At 66.0% G+C, this 19,475-nt stretch carries 22 protein-coding genes; 12 read left to right on the top strand and 10 right to left on the bottom strand.

Features of this window, described 5'->3' with window-relative positions; all coding sequences use genetic code 11:
• The first annotated feature begins 23 nt into the window (after window positions 1-23).
• From ACOABP_RS24645 to ACOABP_RS24655, 3 genes are read left to right on the top strand one after another with little or no spacing between them, the layout of a single operon-like run.
• A complete protein-coding gene (locus ACOABP_RS24645; RefSeq protein WP_066742763.1) occupies window positions 24-338 on the top strand; it encodes a 2Fe-2S iron-sulfur cluster-binding protein in 315 nt (104 codons plus the stop codon).
• Window positions 329-643 (top strand): ferredoxin, encoded by a 315-nt coding sequence (locus tag ACOABP_RS24650; RefSeq protein WP_066742760.1) that lies wholly within the window; start codon window positions 329-331, stop codon window positions 641-643. The genes ACOABP_RS24645 and ACOABP_RS24650 overlap by 10 nt, the downstream gene beginning before the upstream one ends.
• Window positions 640-1,020, top strand: coding sequence for a 2Fe-2S iron-sulfur cluster-binding protein (locus ACOABP_RS24655; protein ID WP_231907088.1), 381 nt, complete (start codon window positions 640-642; stop codon window positions 1,018-1,020). Before ACOABP_RS24650 ends, ACOABP_RS24655 begins: the two co-directional genes overlap by 4 nt.
• Before the next feature lie 43 nt (window positions 1,021-1,063).
• On the opposite strand, the gene sorB is transcribed toward ACOABP_RS24655, so the two are convergent.
• The 3 genes from sorB to ACOABP_RS24670 all read right to left on the bottom strand — a co-directional run bounded on the left by sorB (window position 1,064) and on the right by ACOABP_RS24670 (window position 3,778).
• Complete coding sequence (gene sorB / locus ACOABP_RS24660) at window positions 1,064-1,420, bottom strand: SorB family sulfite dehydrogenase c-type cytochrome subunit (protein WP_474228242.1); 357 nt, start codon at window positions 1,418-1,420, stop codon at window positions 1,064-1,066.
• Window positions 1,421-1,433: 13 nt separating this feature from the next.
• Window positions 1,434-2,681, bottom strand: coding sequence for a SorA family sulfite dehydrogenase catalytic subunit (gene sorA / locus ACOABP_RS24665; protein ID WP_474228244.1), 1,248 nt, complete (start codon window positions 2,679-2,681; stop codon window positions 1,434-1,436).
• A 275-nt stretch (window positions 2,682-2,956) separates the two neighbouring features.
• On the bottom strand, window positions 2,957-3,778 hold the full coding sequence (locus ACOABP_RS24670) for an IclR family transcriptional regulator (RefSeq protein ID WP_474228246.1): 822 nt from the start codon (window positions 3,776-3,778) through the stop codon (window positions 2,957-2,959).
• Window positions 3,779-4,017: 239 nt separating this feature from the next.
• Between ACOABP_RS24670 and ACOABP_RS24675 the strand changes: the two genes are divergently transcribed.
• The gene (locus ACOABP_RS24675) at window positions 4,018-4,929 is read left to right on the top strand and encodes a LysR family transcriptional regulator (protein WP_066742835.1); all 912 of its coding nucleotides are present in this window, start codon (window positions 4,018-4,020) and stop codon (window positions 4,927-4,929) included.
• A 105-nt stretch (window positions 4,930-5,034) separates the two neighbouring features.
• Here the strand turns inward: ACOABP_RS24675 and ACOABP_RS24680 are convergent, their stop codons facing one another.
• Together ACOABP_RS24680 and ACOABP_RS24685 are read right to left on the bottom strand one after the other, a co-directional pair.
• The gene (locus ACOABP_RS24680) at window positions 5,035-5,307 is read right to left on the bottom strand and encodes a hypothetical protein (RefSeq protein ID WP_153949830.1); all 273 of its coding nucleotides are present in this window, start codon (window positions 5,305-5,307) and stop codon (window positions 5,035-5,037) included.
• Between the two features lie 201 nt (window positions 5,308-5,508).
• A complete protein-coding gene (locus ACOABP_RS24685) occupies window positions 5,509-6,060 on the bottom strand; it encodes a YggT family protein (protein WP_066742746.1) in 552 nt (183 codons plus the stop codon).
• A 189-nt stretch (window positions 6,061-6,249) separates the two neighbouring features.
• Between ACOABP_RS24685 and ACOABP_RS24690 the strand changes: the two genes are divergently transcribed.
• Together ACOABP_RS24690 and ACOABP_RS24695 are read left to right on the top strand one after the other, a co-directional pair.
• Complete coding sequence (locus tag ACOABP_RS24690; RefSeq protein WP_474228247.1) at window positions 6,250-6,717, top strand: MarR family winged helix-turn-helix transcriptional regulator; 468 nt, start codon at window positions 6,250-6,252, stop codon at window positions 6,715-6,717.
• Window positions 6,718-6,865: 148 nt separating this feature from the next.
• Window positions 6,866-7,636 carry a glycine zipper 2TM domain-containing protein gene (locus tag ACOABP_RS24695; RefSeq protein WP_474228248.1) on the top strand — a complete coding sequence of 257 codons (771 nt, stop codon included), beginning with the start codon at window positions 6,866-6,868 and terminating at the stop codon, window positions 7,634-7,636.
• 97 nt (window positions 7,637-7,733) lie between these two features.
• On the opposite strand, the gene ACOABP_RS24700 is transcribed toward ACOABP_RS24695, so the two are convergent.
• The 3 genes from ACOABP_RS24700 to ACOABP_RS24710 all read right to left on the bottom strand — a co-directional run bounded on the left by ACOABP_RS24700 (window position 7,734) and on the right by ACOABP_RS24710 (window position 10,046).
• Entirely contained in the window at window positions 7,734-8,450 is a 717-nt protein-coding gene (locus ACOABP_RS24700; protein ID WP_474228250.1) for a dienelactone hydrolase family protein, read from the bottom strand.
• Window positions 8,451-8,689: 239 nt separating this feature from the next.
• Entirely contained in the window at window positions 8,690-9,109 is a 420-nt protein-coding gene (locus ACOABP_RS24705; RefSeq protein ID WP_474228252.1) for a hypothetical protein, read from the bottom strand.
• Between the two features lie 328 nt (window positions 9,110-9,437).
• On the bottom strand, window positions 9,438-10,046 hold the full coding sequence (locus ACOABP_RS24710) for a phospholipase D family nuclease (protein WP_474228254.1): 609 nt from the start codon (window positions 10,044-10,046) through the stop codon (window positions 9,438-9,440).
• A gap of 206 nt (window positions 10,047-10,252) precedes the next feature.
• Here ACOABP_RS24710 and ACOABP_RS24715 point away from each other — a divergent pair, with 206 nt between their 5' ends.
• Window positions 10,253-10,459: a dodecin gene (locus tag ACOABP_RS24715; protein WP_066742827.1), complete on the top strand. Its 207-nt coding sequence runs from the start codon at window positions 10,253-10,255 to the stop codon at window positions 10,457-10,459.
• Between the two features lie 55 nt (window positions 10,460-10,514).
• Here the strand turns inward: ACOABP_RS24715 and ACOABP_RS24720 are convergent, their stop codons facing one another.
• Entirely contained in the window at window positions 10,515-12,191 is a 1,677-nt protein-coding gene (locus ACOABP_RS24720) for a ShlB/FhaC/HecB family hemolysin secretion/activation protein (protein WP_474228256.1), read from the bottom strand.
• 137 nt (window positions 12,192-12,328) lie between these two features.
• The gene (locus ACOABP_RS24725; protein ID WP_474228258.1) at window positions 12,329-13,753 is read right to left on the bottom strand and encodes a collagen-like triple helix repeat-containing protein; all 1,425 of its coding nucleotides are present in this window, start codon (window positions 13,751-13,753) and stop codon (window positions 12,329-12,331) included.
• A 637-nt stretch (window positions 13,754-14,390) separates the two neighbouring features.
• Here ACOABP_RS24725 and ACOABP_RS24730 point away from each other — a divergent pair.
• From ACOABP_RS24730 to ACOABP_RS24750, 5 genes are all read left to right on the top strand, one after another.
• A complete protein-coding gene (locus tag ACOABP_RS24730; protein WP_474228260.1) occupies window positions 14,391-15,563 on the top strand; it encodes a collagen-like triple helix repeat-containing protein in 1,173 nt (390 codons plus the stop codon).
• A 432-nt stretch (window positions 15,564-15,995) separates the two neighbouring features.
• On the top strand, window positions 15,996-16,193 hold the full coding sequence (locus ACOABP_RS24735; protein WP_474228262.1) for a Flp family type IVb pilin: 198 nt from the start codon (window positions 15,996-15,998) through the stop codon (window positions 16,191-16,193).
• 372 nt (window positions 16,194-16,565) lie between these two features.
• The gene (locus tag ACOABP_RS24740; RefSeq protein WP_474228264.1) at window positions 16,566-17,027 is read left to right on the top strand and encodes a TadE/TadG family type IV pilus assembly protein; all 462 of its coding nucleotides are present in this window, start codon (window positions 16,566-16,568) and stop codon (window positions 17,025-17,027) included.
• A 6-nt stretch (window positions 17,028-17,033) separates the two neighbouring features.
• Window positions 17,034-18,020 (top strand): Flp pilus assembly protein CpaB, encoded by a 987-nt coding sequence (cpaB, locus tag ACOABP_RS24745; RefSeq protein ID WP_474228266.1) that lies wholly within the window; start codon window positions 17,034-17,036, stop codon window positions 18,018-18,020.
• A gap of 13 nt (window positions 18,021-18,033) precedes the next feature.
• On the top strand, window positions 18,034-19,461 hold the full coding sequence (locus ACOABP_RS24750; RefSeq protein ID WP_474228267.1) for a type II and III secretion system protein family protein: 1,428 nt from the start codon (window positions 18,034-18,036) through the stop codon (window positions 19,459-19,461).
• The last annotated feature ends 14 nt before the right edge of the window (window positions 19,462-19,475 follow it).

The following is a 19,475-nucleotide window of genomic DNA, read 5'->3' on the forward strand; positions in this document are numbered from 1 at the left end:
CTTCCAAGATTAAAGAAATTGTTATGCCGAAAGTCACCTTCCATAAGAACGGCCAGGTATTCGTCGACGAGGTCAAGCCTGAAACCAATCTCGTCGTGCGGGCCGGCATCAAGCAGTTTCCGTATCCGAACCTGCGCTACGAATGCGGCATGGGCAAGTGCTCGAAGTGCGCGTGCAAGGTGCTGGCCGGCGCCGAGCACCTCCCGCCGCCCAACTGGAAAGAGAAAAAGCAGCTTGGCGAGCGGCTGGACCAGGGTTTCCGGCTCGCCTGCCAGATCTGGCTGACGCACGACATCGAACTCGAACAGCCCGAGATGGCGCCCGCGACATGTTCGTGATCCTGACCAGCAAGCCGGGCCAGTTCCGCACCGAGGCCGTGCCCGGCGTGGAGCCGCGCGAGACATGGGAATACCTGTTCTACGGGCGGCCCAAGGCGATTTTCGTGATTGCCGAACTGATGGAAACGCAACAGCCGGTGAAGGTGCGCGTGATCGAGGAATCGACCGCGCCCGACACCGACCCCGTGATCAACCACGTGCCGACCAAATTCCTGGAGCGCTTTGACACGCTCGACGCTGCCCACGACGCGCTGCAGAAGCTGGCGCACTTCGGCAGCATGGATCTCTCGATAAGGAAACAATGATGCGGGCCGACACCGAAGCCGATGCCACCGTGACCGAAGACACCGAAACCGACAGCGGCGCCGCGCCGCAGACGCGCACCGTCGAAATCACGTTCGTGACCAACAGCGGCAAGACCGTGACCGCCCCGGAAAACAGCAACCTGCTACGCGTATCGCTGCGCGAGCAGGGCGGCATTCCGTTCAAGTGCGGCGGCGGCATCTGCGGCACCTGCAAATGCCGGATCGAGCAGGGCCTGGAACACACCGACGCCGTCAAGCCCAAGGAGCGCAAGCACCTGAACGACGACGACCTGCGTGCGGGCTATCGCATGGCATGCCAGACGTTCATCAAGGGCGACGTGGCGGTGTCGTGGGAACCGAGGACGGGCCCGCGCTGAAAATGATGGGAAAAGGGCGGAAAGATACCCGCCCTTGCATCCATTACTTGCTCACCGCTGCATTCGTCTGCGGCTGCTCCGCGCCGTACGTCTTCACCAGATAATCGACGATGGCGGGAATATCCTCGTCCTTGAGCGGTGCGCCGAATGGCTTTTTCATTTTCTTGACGGTGGCGTCCCAGTACGCGCGGGTCGAGGTCGATGGCTGCGTCGACACGTACTGTGCCGAATGGCAGATCATGCAATTCTGCTGTGCGAGGTTATAGCCGGGCAGTGTGCTGGGCTTGTAGCTGGCCGTTTCCTGCGGCAGCTTGATTTCCAGGGGGCGCGCATTCGATGCGCCAGACATGGCGCCCAGTGCGCAGGCAACAGCCAGCATGAAGGTGTGGTGCTGTTTCATGATTGGCCCCTTTTCAAACCACCAGGACGCGCGTGGATTCCACGACGTTCCGCATATATCCCGCAGGGTTCCAGCTTGCCGTCAGTGGCTGGATTTCTCCCGACCGGGTTCGGGCGCGCACCCGCAAATCGAATTCCCCTTTTCTTTGCGGCCGGAACGCGATGCTCCACTCGCGGAACGAATAGCGGCCCAGGTCCTTGCCCAGTTCGGCGGAGCGCCAGGTGGCGCCACCATCTTCTGAAAATGCGACATCGGCGATGCCATGGCCGCCGTCGAATGCAATGCCCTTGACCACGGCCGGCTGCCCGGATCTGACAAAGCTGCCCGGCATATGGCTGGTGATAAACGACCGCACATTGAACCGGCCAATGGGCACGGTGCTGGTCGGCGCGGTGCCCGGTGCCACGCAGGCGCAGTCGTTGGCCGGAATACGATATGCCGGGTTCATCCAGAAGCCCTCGAATGGCTTGTCCAGGACTTCGATATGCGACAGGTGCTTGACCCAGTACGTACCGTAGTGACCCGGTACCACCAGGCGCAGCGGATAACCGTTGAGCATCGGCAGGTCCTTGCCGTTCATGGCCCAGGCCAGCATGACCTCGCCATCCATGGCATGGTCCATTGACAGCGCCTTGACGAAGTCGGGGCTGTTTTCAAGCGGCGGCCGGTCCAGCCCGTCGAAGCTGACCTGCACGGCGCCGGTCTTGATGCCGGCCTTTTCCAGCACGGTTTTCAGGGGAATGCCGGTCCAGCGTGCATTGCCCATCGCGCCATTTCCCAGCTGGCCGCCATTGACGCGCGGCGAGAAATAGCCGCGGCCGTTTCCGGAACACTGGTTGACCGCGACGATATCCACGGGGTCGCCAAGCCTGCGCAGTTCCTGCAGGCTCAATGACACGGGGCGCGACACATGGCCGTCGATCTTCAGGCGAAACGTCGACGCGTCGATCGACGTGGGAATACCGCTCCAGTGATAACGGACGAAAAACGCGTCATTTGGCGTGATCACATTCTCGCCAAATACCTCGAATGGGGTTTCGAGTTGCGGCGGTCGATTGGTCAGCAGGATCAGTGGCCGCTTTTGCGGAAATGCCACCAGTTCCCGATGGCCGTTTTCGAACGGCATCTCCGTGGTAGTGGGCGCGCCAAACGCGCGCGTGGCAGTGAATCCGAGCGACGCCTGCAGCGTCAGGGCAGCGCCGCCCTTCAGCACGCCGCGACGCCGTTGATCGATTTCGCCTCTTGTGGGTTTCCTGGCCATTTTGTCTCCTCGCGGGCAGCCGGGAATCGGCCGCCTTTTTATAGGTGTCGTAGCCGTTGAGCGTAATCGTAGTGCGCCTTATCGCCGAAACAAGTTATTTCGCTATGGCTGACCGGAAAATCCGATGCGTGCATGGCAAGGCGAACGCGCCCGGCCCGAATGGCGAAAAGCCAATCGGGGCGGGAAAAACAACAAGACGTGGAAAAGGCCGCGGCGGCACCGGGAATACCCGGTGCGCTGGAAATGAAGCGAACCCGGATCGGGGAAGCGGCGGGTCAGGTCCGCAGGCTGACCATCGCCGAAATCTTCTCGGCCGCTTCAAGCAGCGGGGGCAGGAACTGGTCGGACATTTCCTGGGCGCTGGTCCGATTGGCCTGTCCGCTGATATTCAACGCGGCGATGACCTGCCCGGTGCGGTTGCGGATCGGGGCGGCCAGAGATACCAGGCCTTCTTCCAGTTCCTGGTCGTTCTGGGCCCAGCCGCGGCTGCGGATATCGGCGATCAGCGATTTCAGCGCGGCGATATCGGTGACGGTGCGGCGGGTGCGCGGTTGCAGGTCCGACGCGCGCAGCACGCGCTCGAGTTCGGCATCGTCGAGCCCGGACAGCAGCACGCGGCCCATCGACGAGCAGTAGGCCGGCAACCGGCTGCCGATCGACAGGTTGATCGTCATGATCTTGCGGGCCGGCACGCGTAGCACATAGACGATTTCAGTGCCGTCGAGCACCGAGATCGAGCAGCTTTCGTGGACGGATTGCGACAACGCCTCCATGACCGGCTCGGCCAGGTTCCAGAACGGCATCGAGGTCAGGTAGGCGAACCCGAGGTCGAGGATTTTCGGCGTCAGGCGGAACAGCCGGCCGTCGTTCTGCACATAGCCCAGCCCCACCAGCGTCAGCAGGATGCGCCGGGCACCGGCGCGGGTCAGGCCGCTGGCCTGGGCAATTTCGGTCAGCGTCTGGGCTGGATGGCTGGCGTCGAATGCGCGGATGACCGACAGGCCGCGCGCAAATGACTGCACATAGCTGTCGCTCGGCTTTTCGGTCGTACCGGCAACCGGCGCACGGGACGTAGCGGAATCGGCAGGATGCGCCATGGGTCAGAGAGAATTCGGAAAGGCTCGGAAAGGCCGAAAGGGTAGAGGAAATGTGCCTGCTTTGCCAGTCCGGAGCAACCTTTACCGCAGCGCCGCACGCCCGATGGAACTATCGGCGGCACGAACGAGACGAATCTGTCTATCGCATAATGTGCGTCCGCCCGGCGCGACAGACGCCGTCGACAAGGTGACCGTGACGGGCGGCCACGACAACAGTGTCATACAAGGGAATGGGTTCGGTGAGCGAGACAATCCAGTGGAATGATTGGGAGGCATTTTGCAGTGTGGTGGAGCAAGGCACGTTCACGGCGGCAGCCGCGGCCCTGGACTGCCCGAAATCGCGCGTCTCGGCGGCGGTGATCCGGCTGGAAACCGCGATTGGCGCCAAGCTGCTGGAACGCACCACGCGCCGCATGCGGCTGACCGATGCCGGGGGCGCCGTCTATCGCGACGTGGCGCCGCTGTTCGCCAGGCTGCGTGAAATCCGCCAGGAAACGCTGGCGCGCGAGGAGCGCGTGCAGGGCATGCTGCGCATTGCCACGCCTTACGAATTCGGGGCCCAGCAGCTGGGCGGTGTGATCTGCCGTACGCTGGCGGCCCATCCGGCGCTAGATATCACCGTGGAAATCGCGCAGGGGCTGGTCGATCCGATCCGGGAAGGCTATGACATTGCCTTCGTGACGGTGGATACCGATCTGCCCGACTCCGGCACCATCGCACGACGCATCTGGAATGTGGAGCGCGGCCTGGTGGCGGCGCCCAGTCTGGCGGCCAGCCTGCCGGCGCAGATGCAGCCCGAAGACCTGTCCAATATGCCCACGCTGGCTACGCCCGGTGCGTCGGTCTGGGAATTTTCGCGCGATGGCCGGCGGATTCCGGTGCCGATCCGTCCGCGCATGCAGACGTATAACGCCGAACTGCGCATGCAGGCCGCGCTGGCGGGGCTGGGCATTGCCCGGGTGCCGATGACGGCTGCGGAAACGGAAATCGCGCAGGGCAGGCTGGTGCGGGTGATGCCGGATTACCCGTTGCCACCGCTGAGGGTATTTGCCTTGCTGCCTGACCGGCGGCTCCAGCCGCGCAAGGTGCGGGCCTTCATGGAAGCCATCGAGTCGATGATGGGGGAGGAGCTTGACGCGCTGGGGCAGTAACTTGCGCGGATGGGGGAATGGAGGTGGCCCGGCGGAACTCGGGGGGAGCGCTCCCCGGGCCTGCTTCGCCCAGGGGAAAGGCGAAGCCGGTACGGCTGGAAAGACTTAAGCGCCTTCGCTGTACACGTCGCGCTTTTCGGTCACGCCACGGGCGCCTTCCGAGTACACATCGCGCTTGTCGGTCACCGAGCGGGCGCCTTCCGAATACACGTCACGCTTTTCGGTCACGCCACGGGCGCCGTCCAGGTACGGGTCGATCTTGCGGCCGATGCTGCCGTCCAGGCGTGCCAGGTCCGACAGGGGTTGCGCAGCCTGGGCGGCGGTGGCGCCAGCCGACAGGCCGATGGCGCAGAGCAGGGAGAGGGCGAGGGTCTTCATGGTTGTGCGGTTCCTACTTATTGGCAGAGATCGCGGGTGGGCCCGCGGTGGCTGTAATGTAGGCTCCGGCACGCACCGGAAAAAGGGTGAATCCTCGACAGACTGTCCAGCTGTCTGGACATTAGGGGTTAACCCTAGTGATACATTTTGTGATACGGTGGCGCCGCCGCCACCGGCTGACGATGCAAGGTAAGTGGTTGCTTACACTACGCCGCGGCTTACGCCGGCAATCAGCATCAGCAAAATCTGCGCGATCACGAACAGCACCAGCGGCGACATGTCGAACCCGCCCAGGCGCGGCATCACGCGCTGGATGGGGCGCAGCAGCGGTGCGGTAAGGTGCCAGATCGGGCCAGCCAGCGGCGACTGCGGGTTGACCCACGACAGCACCGCCATGAGCAGCGTGACCCACATGATCATGCTGATGCCCCATTTCAGCAGGTTCAGCACGGCCAGGGCCAGGATCACGGGCAGGAAGGCCAGCGGATCGGCATCGAGCACCAGCGCACGGCAGACCAGGAAGGCGACGGCGGTCAGGTAGGCGGCCAGCACGGTGGCCCAGTCGATGCCGCCGATGCCTGGAATGATGCGGCGCAACGGGCGCACCAGCCAGTCGGTGACCTGGAACACCCCCTGCGACACCGGGTTGCGCGACGGCAGCCGGGTCAGTTGCATCCACAGGCGCAGCAACAGGGCCATGCCGAAGAGCGTAAAGACGGTATCTAGCAGGAAGAGGATGATTTCCGTGAACATCGGGCGGATTTCCCTTGAATACGTTAGAGGGCGACAGGGTGTCGACGACCGCACAGATTCTGCCATACCCCGCTGCCTCGCCCCCGTGGAAAATGGGGGCGGAATGCGTGTCAGCGCACCGGGTAGAGCCTTGGCACCCCATATAATGGGCGCCTTGTCCGATACCGCCCGCGCAGCCCATCCCCGCCCATGCCACGCCCGACCGCTTCCGCGAAGTCTTCGAACGATGCCACCGCACTGAGCAAGCATGACTTCGAGGCGCTGTCCGATTTCCGGTACCAGCTGCGCCGGTTCCTGCGGTTTTCGGAGGATGCCGCGCAGTCCGAAGGCGTGACCGTACAGCAATACCTGCTGATGCTCCACATCCGGGGCAGCCGGGAGAAAAACTGGGCCTCGGTAGGTGAGCTGGCCGAGCGGCTGCAAGCCAAGCAGCATGGCGTGGTGGCGCTGGTCAACCGCTGCGAGGCGGCCGGGCTGGTCACGCGCCGGACCAATCCCGATGACCGCCGCGTGGTGCAGATCCATCTGCTGGCAAAGGGCGAGCGCTGCCTGAACCGCCTGGCAGCACTGCACCGGGCCGAGCTGGAATCGCTGCGCGGGGCGTTCCGCGTGGCCCGCATCACGGCCTTCAACGACGACGAGTCGGAGCGCGGCTGAGCCCCGCCGTTTGCACGGTTCGCCAGCCGCATGACAGGCCGCGTTACAGGCGGTTACCCATCACAATCTCCGGTGACACCTGCCGACATGGCGGGGCACTAGACTCCCGCGCAATATCAATACGCGCACTGTCGCAGGAGCACCCATCATGTCCATCACGATTCGCCCGGCCGCTCGCACGCTAGCACTGGCCGTCCTGGCTGCCGGTACGCTGGCGCTGGCGGGCTGTGCCGCCCCTTACGGCGCCGGCTATGGCGATGGCTATGGTACGGGGTACCAGACCGGCTACCAGACCGCTGGCTACCAGGGCGCCTACGGCAATGCCGGATACGGGGCAGGGTACGGGTTGGGCTACGGCACATCGGGCACGCAGATCAGCGGCACGCCAACCTATCCGCAGCAGTCCTATCAGCAACAGCCCTATCCCCAGCAGTCGTATCCCCAGCAATCGTACCCGCAGCAATCCCAGCAGCCGGCCTATCCGCAGCAGCCCGGCTATGACCAGTACGGTTATCCGCAACAGGCCCAGGGCAGCTACGACGGCACCTATGGCAACAACGCCGGCAATAACGACCCGTACGCGGTGCGCTATGGCTGGGTGGAATCGATCGAACAGGTGGGCGGGCAGCCGGCCAACGCCAGCGGCGTAGGTGCCGTGCTTGGCGGGGTGGCGGGCGGCCTGCTGGGCCACCAGATCGGCGGTGGACGCGGCAATACCGTGGCTACCATCGGTGGCGCAGTGGCCGGTGCACTGGCCGGCAACGAGGTGGAAAAGCGCACGAACACCACGCCGCCGGCGTTCCGCGTGCGGGTGCGTACCAACGACAACGCCTATATGACGCTGACGCAGGCCAGCCCGTACAGCCTGCGCATTGGCGACCGCGTCAAGGTGCAGAACGGCACGGCCGTTCCCTACTGAGCCCCTTGCCAAACAAGAAAGCCCGGTCTGGTGAACTGCACCCCAAAAGTTGGGGTCAGTTCACCAGACCGGGCTTTTTTTCGGCCGTCTTGCCGTCTTACGACAGCGCGTTAGCCAGGAACGTCAGTGCGCGGCCATGCGCCAGCGCCGCCGAGCGCTGGTGATACGACTCGCGCGCCCAGCAGTTGAAGCCGTGGTCGGCCTGGTCGTAGACAAAGACCTCGGTGCCGCGCTTGCCGGCCACGGCCTGGCGCACCTTTTCCACGTCTTCGGGCTTGATGTGGGCATCCAGCGCGCCGTAGTGGAACTGCACCGGCACGTTGATGGCCGCTGCCTCGTGCAGGTTGTTCTGGATACCGCCGCCGTAGTAGGGCACTGCGGCATCCACCAGGCCGCGCGCCGCGGCCATGTACGACACCAGGCCGCCAAAGCAGTAGCCCACCGCGGCAACCTTGCCGCCTTCGCCAATTTCCTTGCGCAGCGCTTCCACCGTGGCGGCAACGTCCGACACGGTATCTTCCAGGTTCACGGCCTTGCGCAGTTCCATGGCGCGCTCCCAGTCCTGGCCGCTGTAGCCCAGCTCCACGCGCGGCGCCGAACGCCAGAAGACATCCGGGGACAGCACCACGTAGCCGTCGGCGGCGTACTGGTCGGCCACGCTGCGGATATGTTCGTTGACGCCGAAGATTTCCTGTACCAGCACGATGCCGGGGTTGCCGGCGGTCTTGCCGCCGGGCGGCAGGCTCAGGTAGGCGTCGAAGCTGCCGTTGGCGGTGTCGATACGAATCCAGCGGCTGTTGGGCGTGGTGCTCATGTTGGGAAGACTCCAGGGTTTGTCGGGGCGGACGCCGGAGGGGCGCCGGATCTGCGGAATCCGGGGGATCCGCAGGAGACCGCCAAGTGTGCCACCGCCGCGCCGATCGTGCAGCGCCGCTGGCCGGTAGCCGACCGGCAAAAAAATATGCCGGCACCCGCGGGAGGGGTAGCCGGCATGGCGGCCGCGCTTGTGGCGCGCGGCACAGGACTGCTTGACTGACTGTTCAGCCGCGCTGCTTACCAGCGCATCTGCACATTCTTTTCTCCAGGGCTCAGCGTCGTGCGCTTGGATGTGCCCTCATACGTGGCCACGACCTGATACGAGGCGCGCGGCCCCTTGATCAGGCATCGTGGGCCCGTGGATGTGAATTCGGCCACCTGCTGGCCATGGCGCATGAGCTTCACGTTGACGTCCGACAGATATTCGCCGCGGCCACCCTGCGTGAACAGCAGGCCCATGTCGTACTGAGACGCCTCGCTGCGCATCTCGGCCTGCTCGTCGGCGGCCACGCCGCCGCACACATAGGTGAACGGGCCGGCGGTGGACGTCTTCATGTCGGCATGAGCGGACACCGACATGCCCAACGCCGCCGCAGCGGCACCGATTGCGCACCAGACGCGTACCTGTCGACTGATCGTAGTGGTTTGTGTTTGCATCGCTTCCTCCTGCCAGGTTGACGGGATGGCGCGACGGGGTACCAGATGCAGGAATTGCAAGCCGAGAGGCAGGTTCAGGGCGGGTACGCAGGCCTGGACGATGGCCGGTCGCGCATCCTCGGGATACGTACCTGAAGTACACACCACTGCACACGGGGCGTCTGTCAGCGTTTGACTGATCTTCCTGCGGGAAGAGACCGGGGGCTTGCACGAACAGCGGGCAGTTCTGCCCCTATTCGTGCGGAGAGCGAAGCAAAGAGAGGCGCCGCTCACATGGCGCCCCTTTAATTTTGTAACCGTGCCGGAGCGGCACGGCGCGGGGCGTGGATCAGTAGGCCGACGACTTCTCGAAACGTGTGCGCCAGTTGTCGCTGTATGCCTTGACCACGGCGCTGTCGCCGCGGATCAGCATGCCGTTCTCGGCGTTACGTTCCTGGGCCGACTTGGTGAAGTTGAACGATCCCGTGAACACGGCCTGATCGTCGAACACCATCACCTTGTTGTGCGCGATGGCCGGTTTGGTATCGACCACCACGGGAATACCCGCGTTCTTGAGGAAGGTGGCGCTGGTATAGCGCTCGGACGCCTGGCTCTTGTCGACGATCACGCGCACGTCCACGCCGCGCTGGTGCGCCTCGGCCACGGCCTTGGCAATGGGGGCGCTCGTAAACGAGTAAGCCTGGATCAGCAGCTTGTGGCGGGTGCGGTTGATGGCGTCGACGATCATGTCCTGGCAACTCGGGCCGTCCGGCACGAAGCACAGCGTGTACGTGCTGCCGCTGGCGAACTGGCTGGTTTGCGCGCGCGGCGTGGTCAGGGCATCGACTGCGCGATCGAACATCGACGTGGTGCGGGCCTGGGCAGTGCCCACGACTGCCAGCAGGCCGACGATGCCCGCCGTGGCGAGCCGCCTGCATTGGAGCAAGGAAGGAAACATCAGGTTACAGGGTGGTGACAGGAAATCGAGGGCAGGCAGCGTAACAGGCCGTGCGCTGATTTCGCAACAGGAAACGCATCGGGGGCGGGCCGGGGAACTGCCCTGCCGTCTTGGGACTCGACCTGACTGGTGCCTATGATGAAGGCATCCTGCCGCGGCGGGACATGCTGTGCCGCCGCATCAACCGCGAACACAAGGAGGCACGCATGTCCGACCACACCTACAAGCTCGTCGAGATCGTCGGATCGTCACCCGATGGCAGCGACCAGGCCATCCGCAACGCACTGGCCAAGGCCGGCGAGACCATCAAGCACATCGACTGGTTCGAAGTGGTCGAGACGCGCGGCCACGTCACGGACGGCAAGGTCGGCCACTTCCAGGTGACGCTGAAGATCGGCTTCCGCGTGAACTGACACGCGGGATTGACGCTGGATTGACATATCAAGGCCGCCGCCCCCGCCCGGCGGATCAATCGAACTGGTACGACCACAGCAGGTTGATGCGCGGCGAGCGGTGGCTGGCATTGGTCGGCTTGTCACCCACGGGCTGGGCCAGCGAGACGTCCATGGTGTAGTAGCGGCGATCCGAGAACCGCAGACCGATGGCGAGCGACTGCAGCGTGCGATGCGACAGCGAGATGCTGTTCGAGTACACGCGTGCCATGTCGGCGGCCAGGAACGGCTGCAGCGTCTTCAGGTACGTGAAGTCCACCGCGAACAGGCGGTTGAGTTCGGCCGACGCTCCCCAGCCCTTGTCGCCGGCGATCTCGCCGGCCGGGTAGCCAAGCCCGAAGAAGCGGCCGCCAAAGCTGATCTGCTCGCTCGACGCCAGCCGGTTGCCGCTGTATTGCCCCGCCGCCGACAGCGCCACGCCGAAGCCCATCGGCAGGTCGCTGGCCTGCGACACCAGCAGCCGCGTGCGCCAGAAGCTCAGGTCGTTGAGATTGTTCTGGCGATCGGCGCCCAGGGCATCGAAACCCTTGTACACGCCCAGCGTGGCGCTGCGGGTCACGCCCGTGCCGCGCTGCAGGTATGCCGCCTCGGCGCTTGCCACGCGCACGCTGGTCGCCAGTTCCACCTGGCGCCCGGCGCCGGGCTGCACCGCCTGCGTATAGCGTTCGAACTGGTTGTTGGCATAGAAGCCGCCGGTCAGCGTCAGCACGTGGCGGTTATTCAGGATGACCGGGTAGCTCAGCGTGCCGCCCAGCCGCTTCGAATCGTTCACGTAGCGCGACTCGAATCCGATCGGGGCCAGCGTGCTGTTCTGCGGCACGCCGCGATAGTGCGAGGCCGTGATCTTCGCCAGCATGCCTTCGGTGCCCAGTGGCTGGGCGTAGGTGGCGGCGTAGTACTCCTCGTTGTCGCGCCCCTTGGGAAACAGCGTGGAGAACGACAGCTGCTCGCCCAGCGGTGTCAGGCTGTTGGTGGTGGCCGTGGCGATGGCGCGTACGCCGGGCGACATCCATTCGACACCGGTGCCGAACGTGAACGGCTTGCGCCTGACCTCCAGCACCATGTCGCATGCGCCATCGGTCGTGGTGGGCGGCTGCACCGTGGCGTTGACCTGCATGCCGGGCTGCTGTGCCAGCACGTTGACGTAGTGCTCGAAGCTCTCCTGGCGCAGCGGGCGGTCCTTCTTCAGCTGTTCGGCAATCTTGCGCAGCCGCGCCTCGGCCGGGCCTGGCTTGCCCTTCACGGTGATGTTCGCCACGTAGCCTTCCACCACAGTGACAAGCACGTTGCCATTTTCGAACGATTGCGCCGGCACGAAGGCGAACGACAGCGGATAGCCGGCGTCCTTGTACATCTGCGTGACCGACTCCGCGGCCTGCAGCAGTTCGGCGACGGTGATCTCGCGATTGGCCAGCGGGCTGAACTTTGCCGCGATCTGGTCGAACGGCAGCGTTTTCGCGCCCTCGATCTGGAAGTGCCGGGGCGTCAGGCGCGAGGCCAACAGGTTCTGCAGCGCCGAGTCGGGCCGTTCCACCTGCACGGTGACATTGGCCTGGGCCGGCTTGCCTGGTGCGATGCTGGGCAGGGTCTGGGTGGGATCGCCCTGCACGGGGCCCCGTTCGGCGTGGGACAGACCGCTATGGATGACGCCGACGCTGATCATCAGCGCGGCAACGCGATTGCGTGGTCGCATGGTGTTACCCCTCGATGGAAAACTGCTTTGCGGCTATGAGGTCGCGTGCCACGAGACGGAGGGGATGCCGCTCCCCCGCCGCCCATGGGTGGCCGTGACGCTTTGATCGGGTCGGGCGCCTTTGCGCCCGTGGAGAACTAGTGCTTGCCGCCGGGCGCGCCGGTCAGCCCACCCACCAGCCCACCCACCAGCCCACCAACCAGCCCCGTAACCGGAGCCAGCGGGTTGGCGGGCTTGCTGCCTGCCGTCGTGCCGCCCGTGCCGGTGCCGCTGGCCGGCGCATTGCCGCCAGTCAGGCCGGCAACCAGGCCCGTCACCGGAGCCAGCGGGCTGGCGGTGCCGCCTGTGGCGCTGGCCAGGCCACCGGTCACGCCGTTGGTGATGCCGCTGACCAGCCCGGTAACCGGAGCCAACGGGCTTGTGCCGCCGCCGGTGGCGCTGCTCAGGCCGCTGGTGAGGGTGTTGACCAGGCCGGTGACCGGCGCCAGCGGGCTGGCGGTGCCCCCCGTGGCGCTGGTCAGGCCGCCGGTGAGGCCGCTGACCAGCCCGGTCACGGGCGCGAGCGGGCTGCCCACGGCGCCGCCGGCCGGGTTGTTCACCACGCCGCCGATCGATGCCACCGTGTTGCCGGTGCCCGTGACAATGCCGCCGACGCCGGACACAACCGGCGTATGGGTACTGGTCAGCTGCGTGCCGGTCGTTGCCAGCGTGCCGCCGACAGTCGCCAGCAGGTTGTTGACCGGCTGGCCGAGGCCGGTGGCCGCGCCCAGCGTCTGCGTGCCGCTGGTCAGCGTGGACGTCAGCGGCACGATGGCCTTGCTGACACCGCTGGTCAGCTGTTCCACGGGCCCGGTCGACAGCGCGGTGCCCAGCTTGCCGCCGACGTCGTTTACCGCGCCGCCCACTTGCGACACCACGCCGCCCAGCGGCGTCGTCACGGCGGCAAGGGGCGCCAGCGGGCCGCTGCCCAGGCCACTGACCGCGCTGCCGGCGCTGCTGACCGCATTGCCAAGTTCGCTGACCACACCGCCGGTGCTTGCCACCGTGGTGCCCACCGGATTCGTGGCATTGGGCATGTTGCCCAGGCCCGACTGCACGCCGGTGCCGAGCACGCTGACCGCGTCGCCGACCGAGCCGACCACGCCGGCCAGGCCATCCCTGGTCTGCGATGACACCACGGGCACGTTCGCGTCCTTGATCGCATCGCCCACGCCGCTGACCGTGCCGCCCACTCCGGTGACAATGCCGCCCGCGTTGCTGACGATGGCGCTGGTGGGCGTCAGCGCAGCGGTACCGCCCCCGGTGTTGCCGCCTCCGTTGTTGTTGCTGCCACCGCCGCCGTTGTTCGTGCCGCCGTTGCTGGCGGAGTCGGTGCCCCCAGTGCTGCCCGTGCTGCCGGTACTGCCCGTGTTGGCCGTATTGCTGGCGCCGCCCGAACTGCCGGTGCCGCTGGTCCCCATCGACGTCGAACCACCGCCGCTGGCACATCCTGCCAGTACCAGCAGCGACCCCAGCAATGCCGTCACGATCAGTTGCTTCGCGGAATGTTGTTGTGTGCGCATGACCTTTTACCTTTGTGGTTTTTCCCGACCCGGATTCACGTGTTCGCGTGCTCTGTCTCTGGCGATGGGCCGCGTGACGTGCCGTGGCTGCGCTGTATTGCGCAAGCGGTGTGCCAGTGGTGCCGGCCGCTGGCGGCCAAGCCATTCCAAAGCAGGGGGTGATGTGCGCAAACGCGCGCGTGGCAAGGCTTTCCGGCGGATGGATCAAACGCACGCATGAAGCGCGCGGCGCCGGCGCGCCCCGTGCTTTGCGTTACGCGTTACGTAACGCGGGGTGACATGCCCGGTGACATGGGCCGCACGGCGGCGCCTGCCGTAACGCCGCAAGCGGGCCGTCGTCCGTAACGCCGGCGCGGGAACACGTTACGTAGCACGTAACACGACAACGCCATCGGACACGACGTTCGGGGGGCGGTTCTCCGAAGCCGGCCCGCATGCCTGAAAGCCTTGTGCCGCAACGCATTCCGATCCTGTTCATGCCGGCATCCGGCGCCTGTATCGAACGTGCGATTGAGGCTGGCACACCGTTTGCGCTATCGGTCCGCAGCCACGCCGGATTAGCCATGTCGCCGACTGGGTCGCGGCGAAGCGCGTGAAGACTGCGGACTCATACAGAAAACATTCAGGAGATCAGGACATGCATGCAACCAAGCAGACGCGCCCCCTCAACATGATGGCGATGGCCTGTGCCGCGGTAGTGGCGTTGCTGGCCGGCTGTGCCTCGGGTGGTTCCAGCGGCGGTGCCAACCCGACGTCGCCGTCCACGCCCACCAATCCGGGTACCACGAATCCGCAGCCCACCGCCGAGACGACGCCCACCGCCAAGGTGGTGGAAGGCGCCGGCAATACCGTGGTGGCTACCGGCAACGCGGTGAGCCAGATCGGCCAGGACATCAAGGACACCAGCCTGCCGCTGGTGCCGGCCACGGCCAGGAATGCGACCGGCGACGTGGTGATCCAGACCGGCGATACCGTTGCCACGCTCGGCGCCGGCGTGCGCGACGGGCTGGGCAAGATTGGCTCGGTCGACAACCCGCTGGGCGTGACCGTTGCCAACACCGGCAATGTGGTGACGCAGGCGGGCGCCACGGTGGTCAGCACGGGCAGCCTCGTCAAGGCGCTTGGCAGCGACCAGCTGTCGCCGCTGGCGCCGGTGACCAATCCCGCTGGCAGCGTGGTGCAGACAGTGGGCGCGGGCGTGATGAACCTTGGCGGCAAGCTTGGCGATGCACTGTCCACCGGCCCCGTCGCGCAGCTGACGGACAGCACCAGCAAGGCCATCGTGCCGCTGACTACGCAGCTGACCAATGCCACGCAGACCGTGGGCGCGGCCACGGGCCTGGGCGCGCCTGTGAACAACCTGCTGACGCAGGTCGGCAATACGGTGGCAACGGCCGGCAGCATGATCGCCAACACCAACACGCCGATCGTGTCGCCGCTTGGTGGCGTGGTCAACGAAACGGGCAAGACCGTGGCCGTGGCAGGCGTACTGCTCAACGGCAATGGCACCGCCGCCGGCAATCCGCTTGGCGGCCTGCTGAACAGCCTGCCGCTGAACGGGGCTACGGGTGCCATCGGTGGCGCATCGGGCAGCAATCCGCTGGCGCCCGTGACGGGCCTGCTCGGTTCGGTCGGCGGCGCGGCGGGTGGCAGCGCGGGCAGCAACCCGCTGGCCCCTGTCACAGGCCTGGTCGGCACGGTCACCGGCGGACTGACCACCGCCGCCGCCGGCGCTACGTCGTCCGGCAGCAGCGGCAGCAATCCGCTGGCTCCGGTCACGGGCCTGCTGGGTGGCCTGACGCACCATTGATCTGAATACCACGCGGAAGACGTCGGGACTTTCCCTGTCAACCGCCCCGGCTAATTTACGGTGCGCTGTCGTCCTTACCCCGCGCGGCGCATCCTTTTATTTCGTGCCGTGCGGCACCTTGCATGACCACGTGCAGGGCGCCGCACGGCACGCTTCGTTTATTGCGTGCTCATTAACAATTCGGATGAACGCATGCCGATACCCGAAACCGGGCCGCATTGTTTCAAACGTCTGTCCTACTTTAAGCTGGGACAACCATTAGCCCGAACGGGGGGTATGGTTGATACAAGCCCTGTCTTATAAATGTATTCACCAGCGCAAAACCATAAAAACGCCACAGGTGAAGTTCAAACAGATGGCAGTCGGATCAGGGGTCAGGGACGTATCGCTGGGGATCCATGCAGGGGTCACGCACTTTCGGGAGTGAACATCATGCAAAAGCATCTGGCGCGCCATCGCAAAACCCAACGTGGCGCCACGGCCATCGAGTATGGCCTGATCGCAGGCCTGATTGCCCTGGCCATCGTCGTGGGGGCGCAAGCCCTTGGCAACGGCCTCGGAGCGGGCTTCACCAATCTTGCCAATCGGGTCACGAGCCTGTTCGCCAGCAACAGCGGCGGCGGCACCTGATACCAGCCGGCAGATCATTTCACTGACCATCCGGAAAGCAGAAGAGGCGTTCGTGCAACGGGCACGGCGTCTTTCGTGCTGACCTGAGGTCTCCAGACCCTATACCGGAACCGTGCTGGCAGCGATGCCAGCCGCGGCGTGCATCTGCACGCCTGCCGGAAAGCAGTGGCAGAAGTGGTAGTGGTAGGCACTGGCCGCAGGCAGGGATATGGACGGCCGGGCAAGAACGGTAAGAGTGGTTCCAAGTCGCGAAACGGTAGTACGACACAGCCCTGCGGGCACGCCGCAGCGGGCACCGTGCAGCCATGCCGGTGCCCGCCGCGCGGTGTCGTGTGTCGCCAATGCATGCAAGTTGAAATAACCGGGTGAAGCATGGCATTACGGGGGAACGCGAACTGGCGCCGCGCAAGCGGAGTGGCCGCGATCGAGTTCGCGATAGTGTTTCCGCTGCTGTTTGCGGTGGTGCTTGGCATCGTCTACTACGGCATGGTGCTGGCCCTGCAGCAAGTCCTGACGCTCGCCGCCGAGGAAGGCGCGCGGGCTGCCTTGCGTTATCCGCTCGCCTCGAACGGCGGCACGCTGGCAACCACGCTCGACCAGCGCGTCGTCGCCGCCGACCTGGCCGCGCGCAACACGCTACCCCCCAATATTGCGGAACGCTTCACAGGCGGCTCGCTGGCACAGGCCGTGGCCTGCACTGCGCCGGCCGGTACGCAGTGCGTACAGGTCACGCTGAATCTCTCCACCCAGACGATCCTGCCGGTGGTGCCGTTCGTGCCGGTGCCTGCCTCGCTGACCGGCATCGCCGTGGTCCAGCTCTCTCCCGATACCTGAGGACACATGAGCAGCAAACAGATACGGATCCTCGCCACCATCCTGCTGATACTGGCCGGACTGCTCGCACTGCTGGCCTGGCAGGTTGGGCGCCAGCAGGCGATGCCTGTCAGCACCGCGCGCACCCCGCCCACCCATGCCGTGGTGGTCACCACGCGTGCCGTGGAGGCCGGCAAGCCACTGACGGCCGATGCGCTCGCCGTCATGCAACTGCCGATCGAGCCCTCCGGCGCGTATCAGGACGCGGCCCGCGTGGTCGGCCAGGTGCCCGTGGTGAACTTGGGCAGCAACGTGCCGGTGCTGGAAGGGCAGTTGCTGTCCGGGCTGGCGCGGCAGATTCCCGAGGGCGACCGTGCGCTGGCCGTGTCAGTGGACGAGGCCGTTGGCGTCGGCCATCAGGTGCAGCCTGGAGATTTTGTCGATGTGTTCGTGATCCTGCGCCGCGACAACCAGGAGATTGCCGAAAGCCAGACGCGCCTGTTGCTGTCGCGCCTGCGCGTGCTCGCGTACGGCAACGGCAGCGTCAACGATTCACGCAAGGTGCAGGGCGAACAGATGATGGCCCGCCGCGACGGCGCCAGGACGGCGGTGCTGTCGGTGCCGGTGGACCAGGTGGGCAAGCTGGCCATGGCGCAGCAGGCCGGCCGGCTGGTGCTGGCGCTGCGCAATCCGTCGGATGCGTCGGTGCCCAGCGAAGGCATGTTCGGCGATCCGCCGGCCGTGCTGCAGGCTCGCGCAGGCGTGCCGCCCGAAGCCGAACGCGCACCCGTGGACAAGGCTGCCGCCGGCATGAGCCTGGCCGGCCTCGTCGGTCAGCCCGGTCAGCCTGGTCACGCCGGCAACACCGCGCCGCGTGCCCCCGCCCCGGTGCCCGTCCTGCGCGCCACCGCCCCCGCGGCGGCGTCATTGACGGCTTCGGCACAACGGCGGGAAACCGCGGACAACAACAACGGCGTGGAAGTGATCCGCGCCGGCAAGCGAGCGATCGAATAGCGGACGACACGGCATGCCCAAATCGACGACAGACCGTGTGTGGGCGCGAACGCGCCATATCGGCAACGACCCCTTCGGCCGGCGCCTGGCTGCCATGGTGATGATGGCCTTTGCCGCCTCCGTGACGGCCGTGATGGTTGGGGCGATGCATCCGGCCATGGCGCAGGACGCCGCACCACCAGCCGCCACGCGCACGCTGCGCCTGATGGCCGGTGCGCAACAGGAGATCCAGCCCGGCCCGGCGCTGGAACGCGTGGCCGTGGGCAATCCTGCCGTGGCCGATGCACTGCTGCTCAAGCAGCGCGGTGGCTCGCCCACCGTGCTGGTGGTGGCGAAGAAGCCGGGCGTCACCGACATGATGGTCTGGCGCCGCAACGCCGCGCCGGTCACCTACAGCGTGCAGGTCGATGCCGTGGCACAGGATGCCGACGGCGCGCAGGTGGACATGTCCGCCACCGGCGCCACCATCCGGGGCGAATCGGCCGATGCCGGCGCGGCCGCGCGCACGCAGCAGGCGGCACGGGCAGCGGTAGCCGGGCCGGACGGCAAGGGCGGCGTGGTGATCGACCGCTCGGTGGTGCCGGTGTCGAACACGGTGCAGGTCGACGTGAAGGTGGTGGAAATCAGCAAGACGGTGCTGAAGGAGGTGGGCCTCAACTTCATCAAGAGCAGCGGCGGCTTCACGTTCGGGCAGTTCAGCCCGACATCGCTGACCAAGACGACGATCGGGCCGTCGCCGTCGTTCGAAGGCACCTTGCCGATGAGCAGCGCGTTCAACCTGGTGGCCGCGTGGGCCAAGGAAGGCATCTTCGCCAACCTGAGCCTGCTGGAAAGCAATGGCCTGGTCAGGGTGCTGGCCGAGCCGAGCCTGGTGGCGCTGTCGGGCCAGAGCGCGAGTTTCCTGGCGGGCGGCGAAATCCCGATTCCGGTGCCGCAGGCGCTGGGCACCACGACGATCCAGTTCAAGCCGTTCGGCATCGGCCTGACGGTCTCGCCGACGGTGATGTCGAAGTCGCGCATCGCGCTGAAGGTGGCGCCCGAGGCCAGCGATCTCGACCCGTCGCGCGGCATCAGCATCAACGGCGCATCCGTGCCGGCCATCGTCACGCGCCGCGCCGATACCACGGTGGAGCTTGGCGATGGCGAGAGCTTCGTGATCGGCGGGCTGGTGAGCCGCAACACGGTCAGCAATGTGAGCAAGGTGCCGTTCCTGGGCGACCTGCCGATCATCGGCAGCTTCTTCAAGAACCTGAATTTCCACCAGGAGGACCGCGAACTGATGATCGTGGTCACGCCGCGCCTGGTCAAGCCGCTGGCGCGGGATTCCCAGGCCGCGGCGAACGTGGCGAACGACGGCCGCACGAGCGCCAGTCCCAATGTCTGGGGGCGCTTCGTGCTGGGCGAGTACGCAGACCCGACCCTGCCCGGTTTCTCGCGGTAGCGGCAGATGGAGCG

This window comes from Cupriavidus sp. HE11, from assembly GCF_056097175.1.

Excerpts from the sequence above, each read along its gene's own strand:
- ACOABP_RS24645 (WP_066742763.1), top strand. The coding sequence starts at position 24 with ATGCCGAAAGTCACCTTCCATAAGAACGGCCAGGTATTCGTCGACGAG.
- ACOABP_RS24650 (WP_066742760.1), top strand. The coding sequence starts at position 329 with ATGTTCGTGATCCTGACCAGCAAGCCGGGCCAGTTCCGCACCGAGGCC.
- ACOABP_RS24655 (WP_231907088.1), top strand. The coding sequence starts at position 640 with ATGATGCGGGCCGACACCGAAGCCGATGCCACCGTGACCGAAGACACC.
- sorB (WP_474228242.1), bottom strand. The coding sequence starts at position 1,420 with ATGAAACAGCACCACACCTTCATGCTGGCTGTTGCCTGCGCACTGGGC.
- sorA (WP_474228244.1), bottom strand. The coding sequence starts at position 2,681 with ATGGCCAGGAAACCCACAAGAGGCGAAATCGATCAACGGCGTCGCGGC.
- ACOABP_RS24670 (WP_474228246.1), bottom strand. The coding sequence starts at position 3,778 with ATGGCGCATCCTGCCGATTCCGCTACGTCCCGTGCGCCGGTTGCCGGT.
- ACOABP_RS24680 (WP_153949830.1), bottom strand. The coding sequence starts at position 5,307 with ATGAAGACCCTCGCCCTCTCCCTGCTCTGCGCCATCGGCCTGTCGGCT.
- ACOABP_RS24685 (WP_066742746.1), bottom strand. The coding sequence starts at position 6,060 with ATGTTCACGGAAATCATCCTCTTCCTGCTAGATACCGTCTTTACGCTC.
- ACOABP_RS24690 (WP_474228247.1), top strand. The coding sequence starts at position 6,250 with ATGCCACGCCCGACCGCTTCCGCGAAGTCTTCGAACGATGCCACCGCA.
- ACOABP_RS24695 (WP_474228248.1), top strand. The coding sequence starts at position 6,866 with ATGTCCATCACGATTCGCCCGGCCGCTCGCACGCTAGCACTGGCCGTC.
- ACOABP_RS24700 (WP_474228250.1), bottom strand. The coding sequence starts at position 8,450 with ATGAGCACCACGCCCAACAGCCGCTGGATTCGTATCGACACCGCCAAC.
- ACOABP_RS24705 (WP_474228252.1), bottom strand. The coding sequence starts at position 9,109 with ATGCAAACACAAACCACTACGATCAGTCGACAGGTACGCGTCTGGTGC.
- ACOABP_RS24710 (WP_474228254.1), bottom strand. The coding sequence starts at position 10,046 with ATGTTTCCTTCCTTGCTCCAATGCAGGCGGCTCGCCACGGCGGGCATC.
- ACOABP_RS24715 (WP_066742827.1), top strand. The coding sequence starts at position 10,253 with ATGTCCGACCACACCTACAAGCTCGTCGAGATCGTCGGATCGTCACCC.
- ACOABP_RS24720 (WP_474228256.1), bottom strand. The coding sequence starts at position 12,191 with ATGCGACCACGCAATCGCGTTGCCGCGCTGATGATCAGCGTCGGCGTC.
- ACOABP_RS24725 (WP_474228258.1), bottom strand. The coding sequence starts at position 13,753 with ATGCGCACACAACAACATTCCGCGAAGCAACTGATCGTGACGGCATTG.
- ACOABP_RS24730 (WP_474228260.1), top strand. The coding sequence starts at position 14,391 with ATGCATGCAACCAAGCAGACGCGCCCCCTCAACATGATGGCGATGGCC.
- ACOABP_RS24735 (WP_474228262.1), top strand. The coding sequence starts at position 15,996 with ATGCAAAAGCATCTGGCGCGCCATCGCAAAACCCAACGTGGCGCCACG.
- ACOABP_RS24740 (WP_474228264.1), top strand. The coding sequence starts at position 16,566 with ATGGCATTACGGGGGAACGCGAACTGGCGCCGCGCAAGCGGAGTGGCC.
- cpaB (WP_474228266.1), top strand. The coding sequence starts at position 17,034 with ATGAGCAGCAAACAGATACGGATCCTCGCCACCATCCTGCTGATACTG.
- ACOABP_RS24750 (WP_474228267.1), top strand. The coding sequence starts at position 18,034 with ATGCCCAAATCGACGACAGACCGTGTGTGGGCGCGAACGCGCCATATC.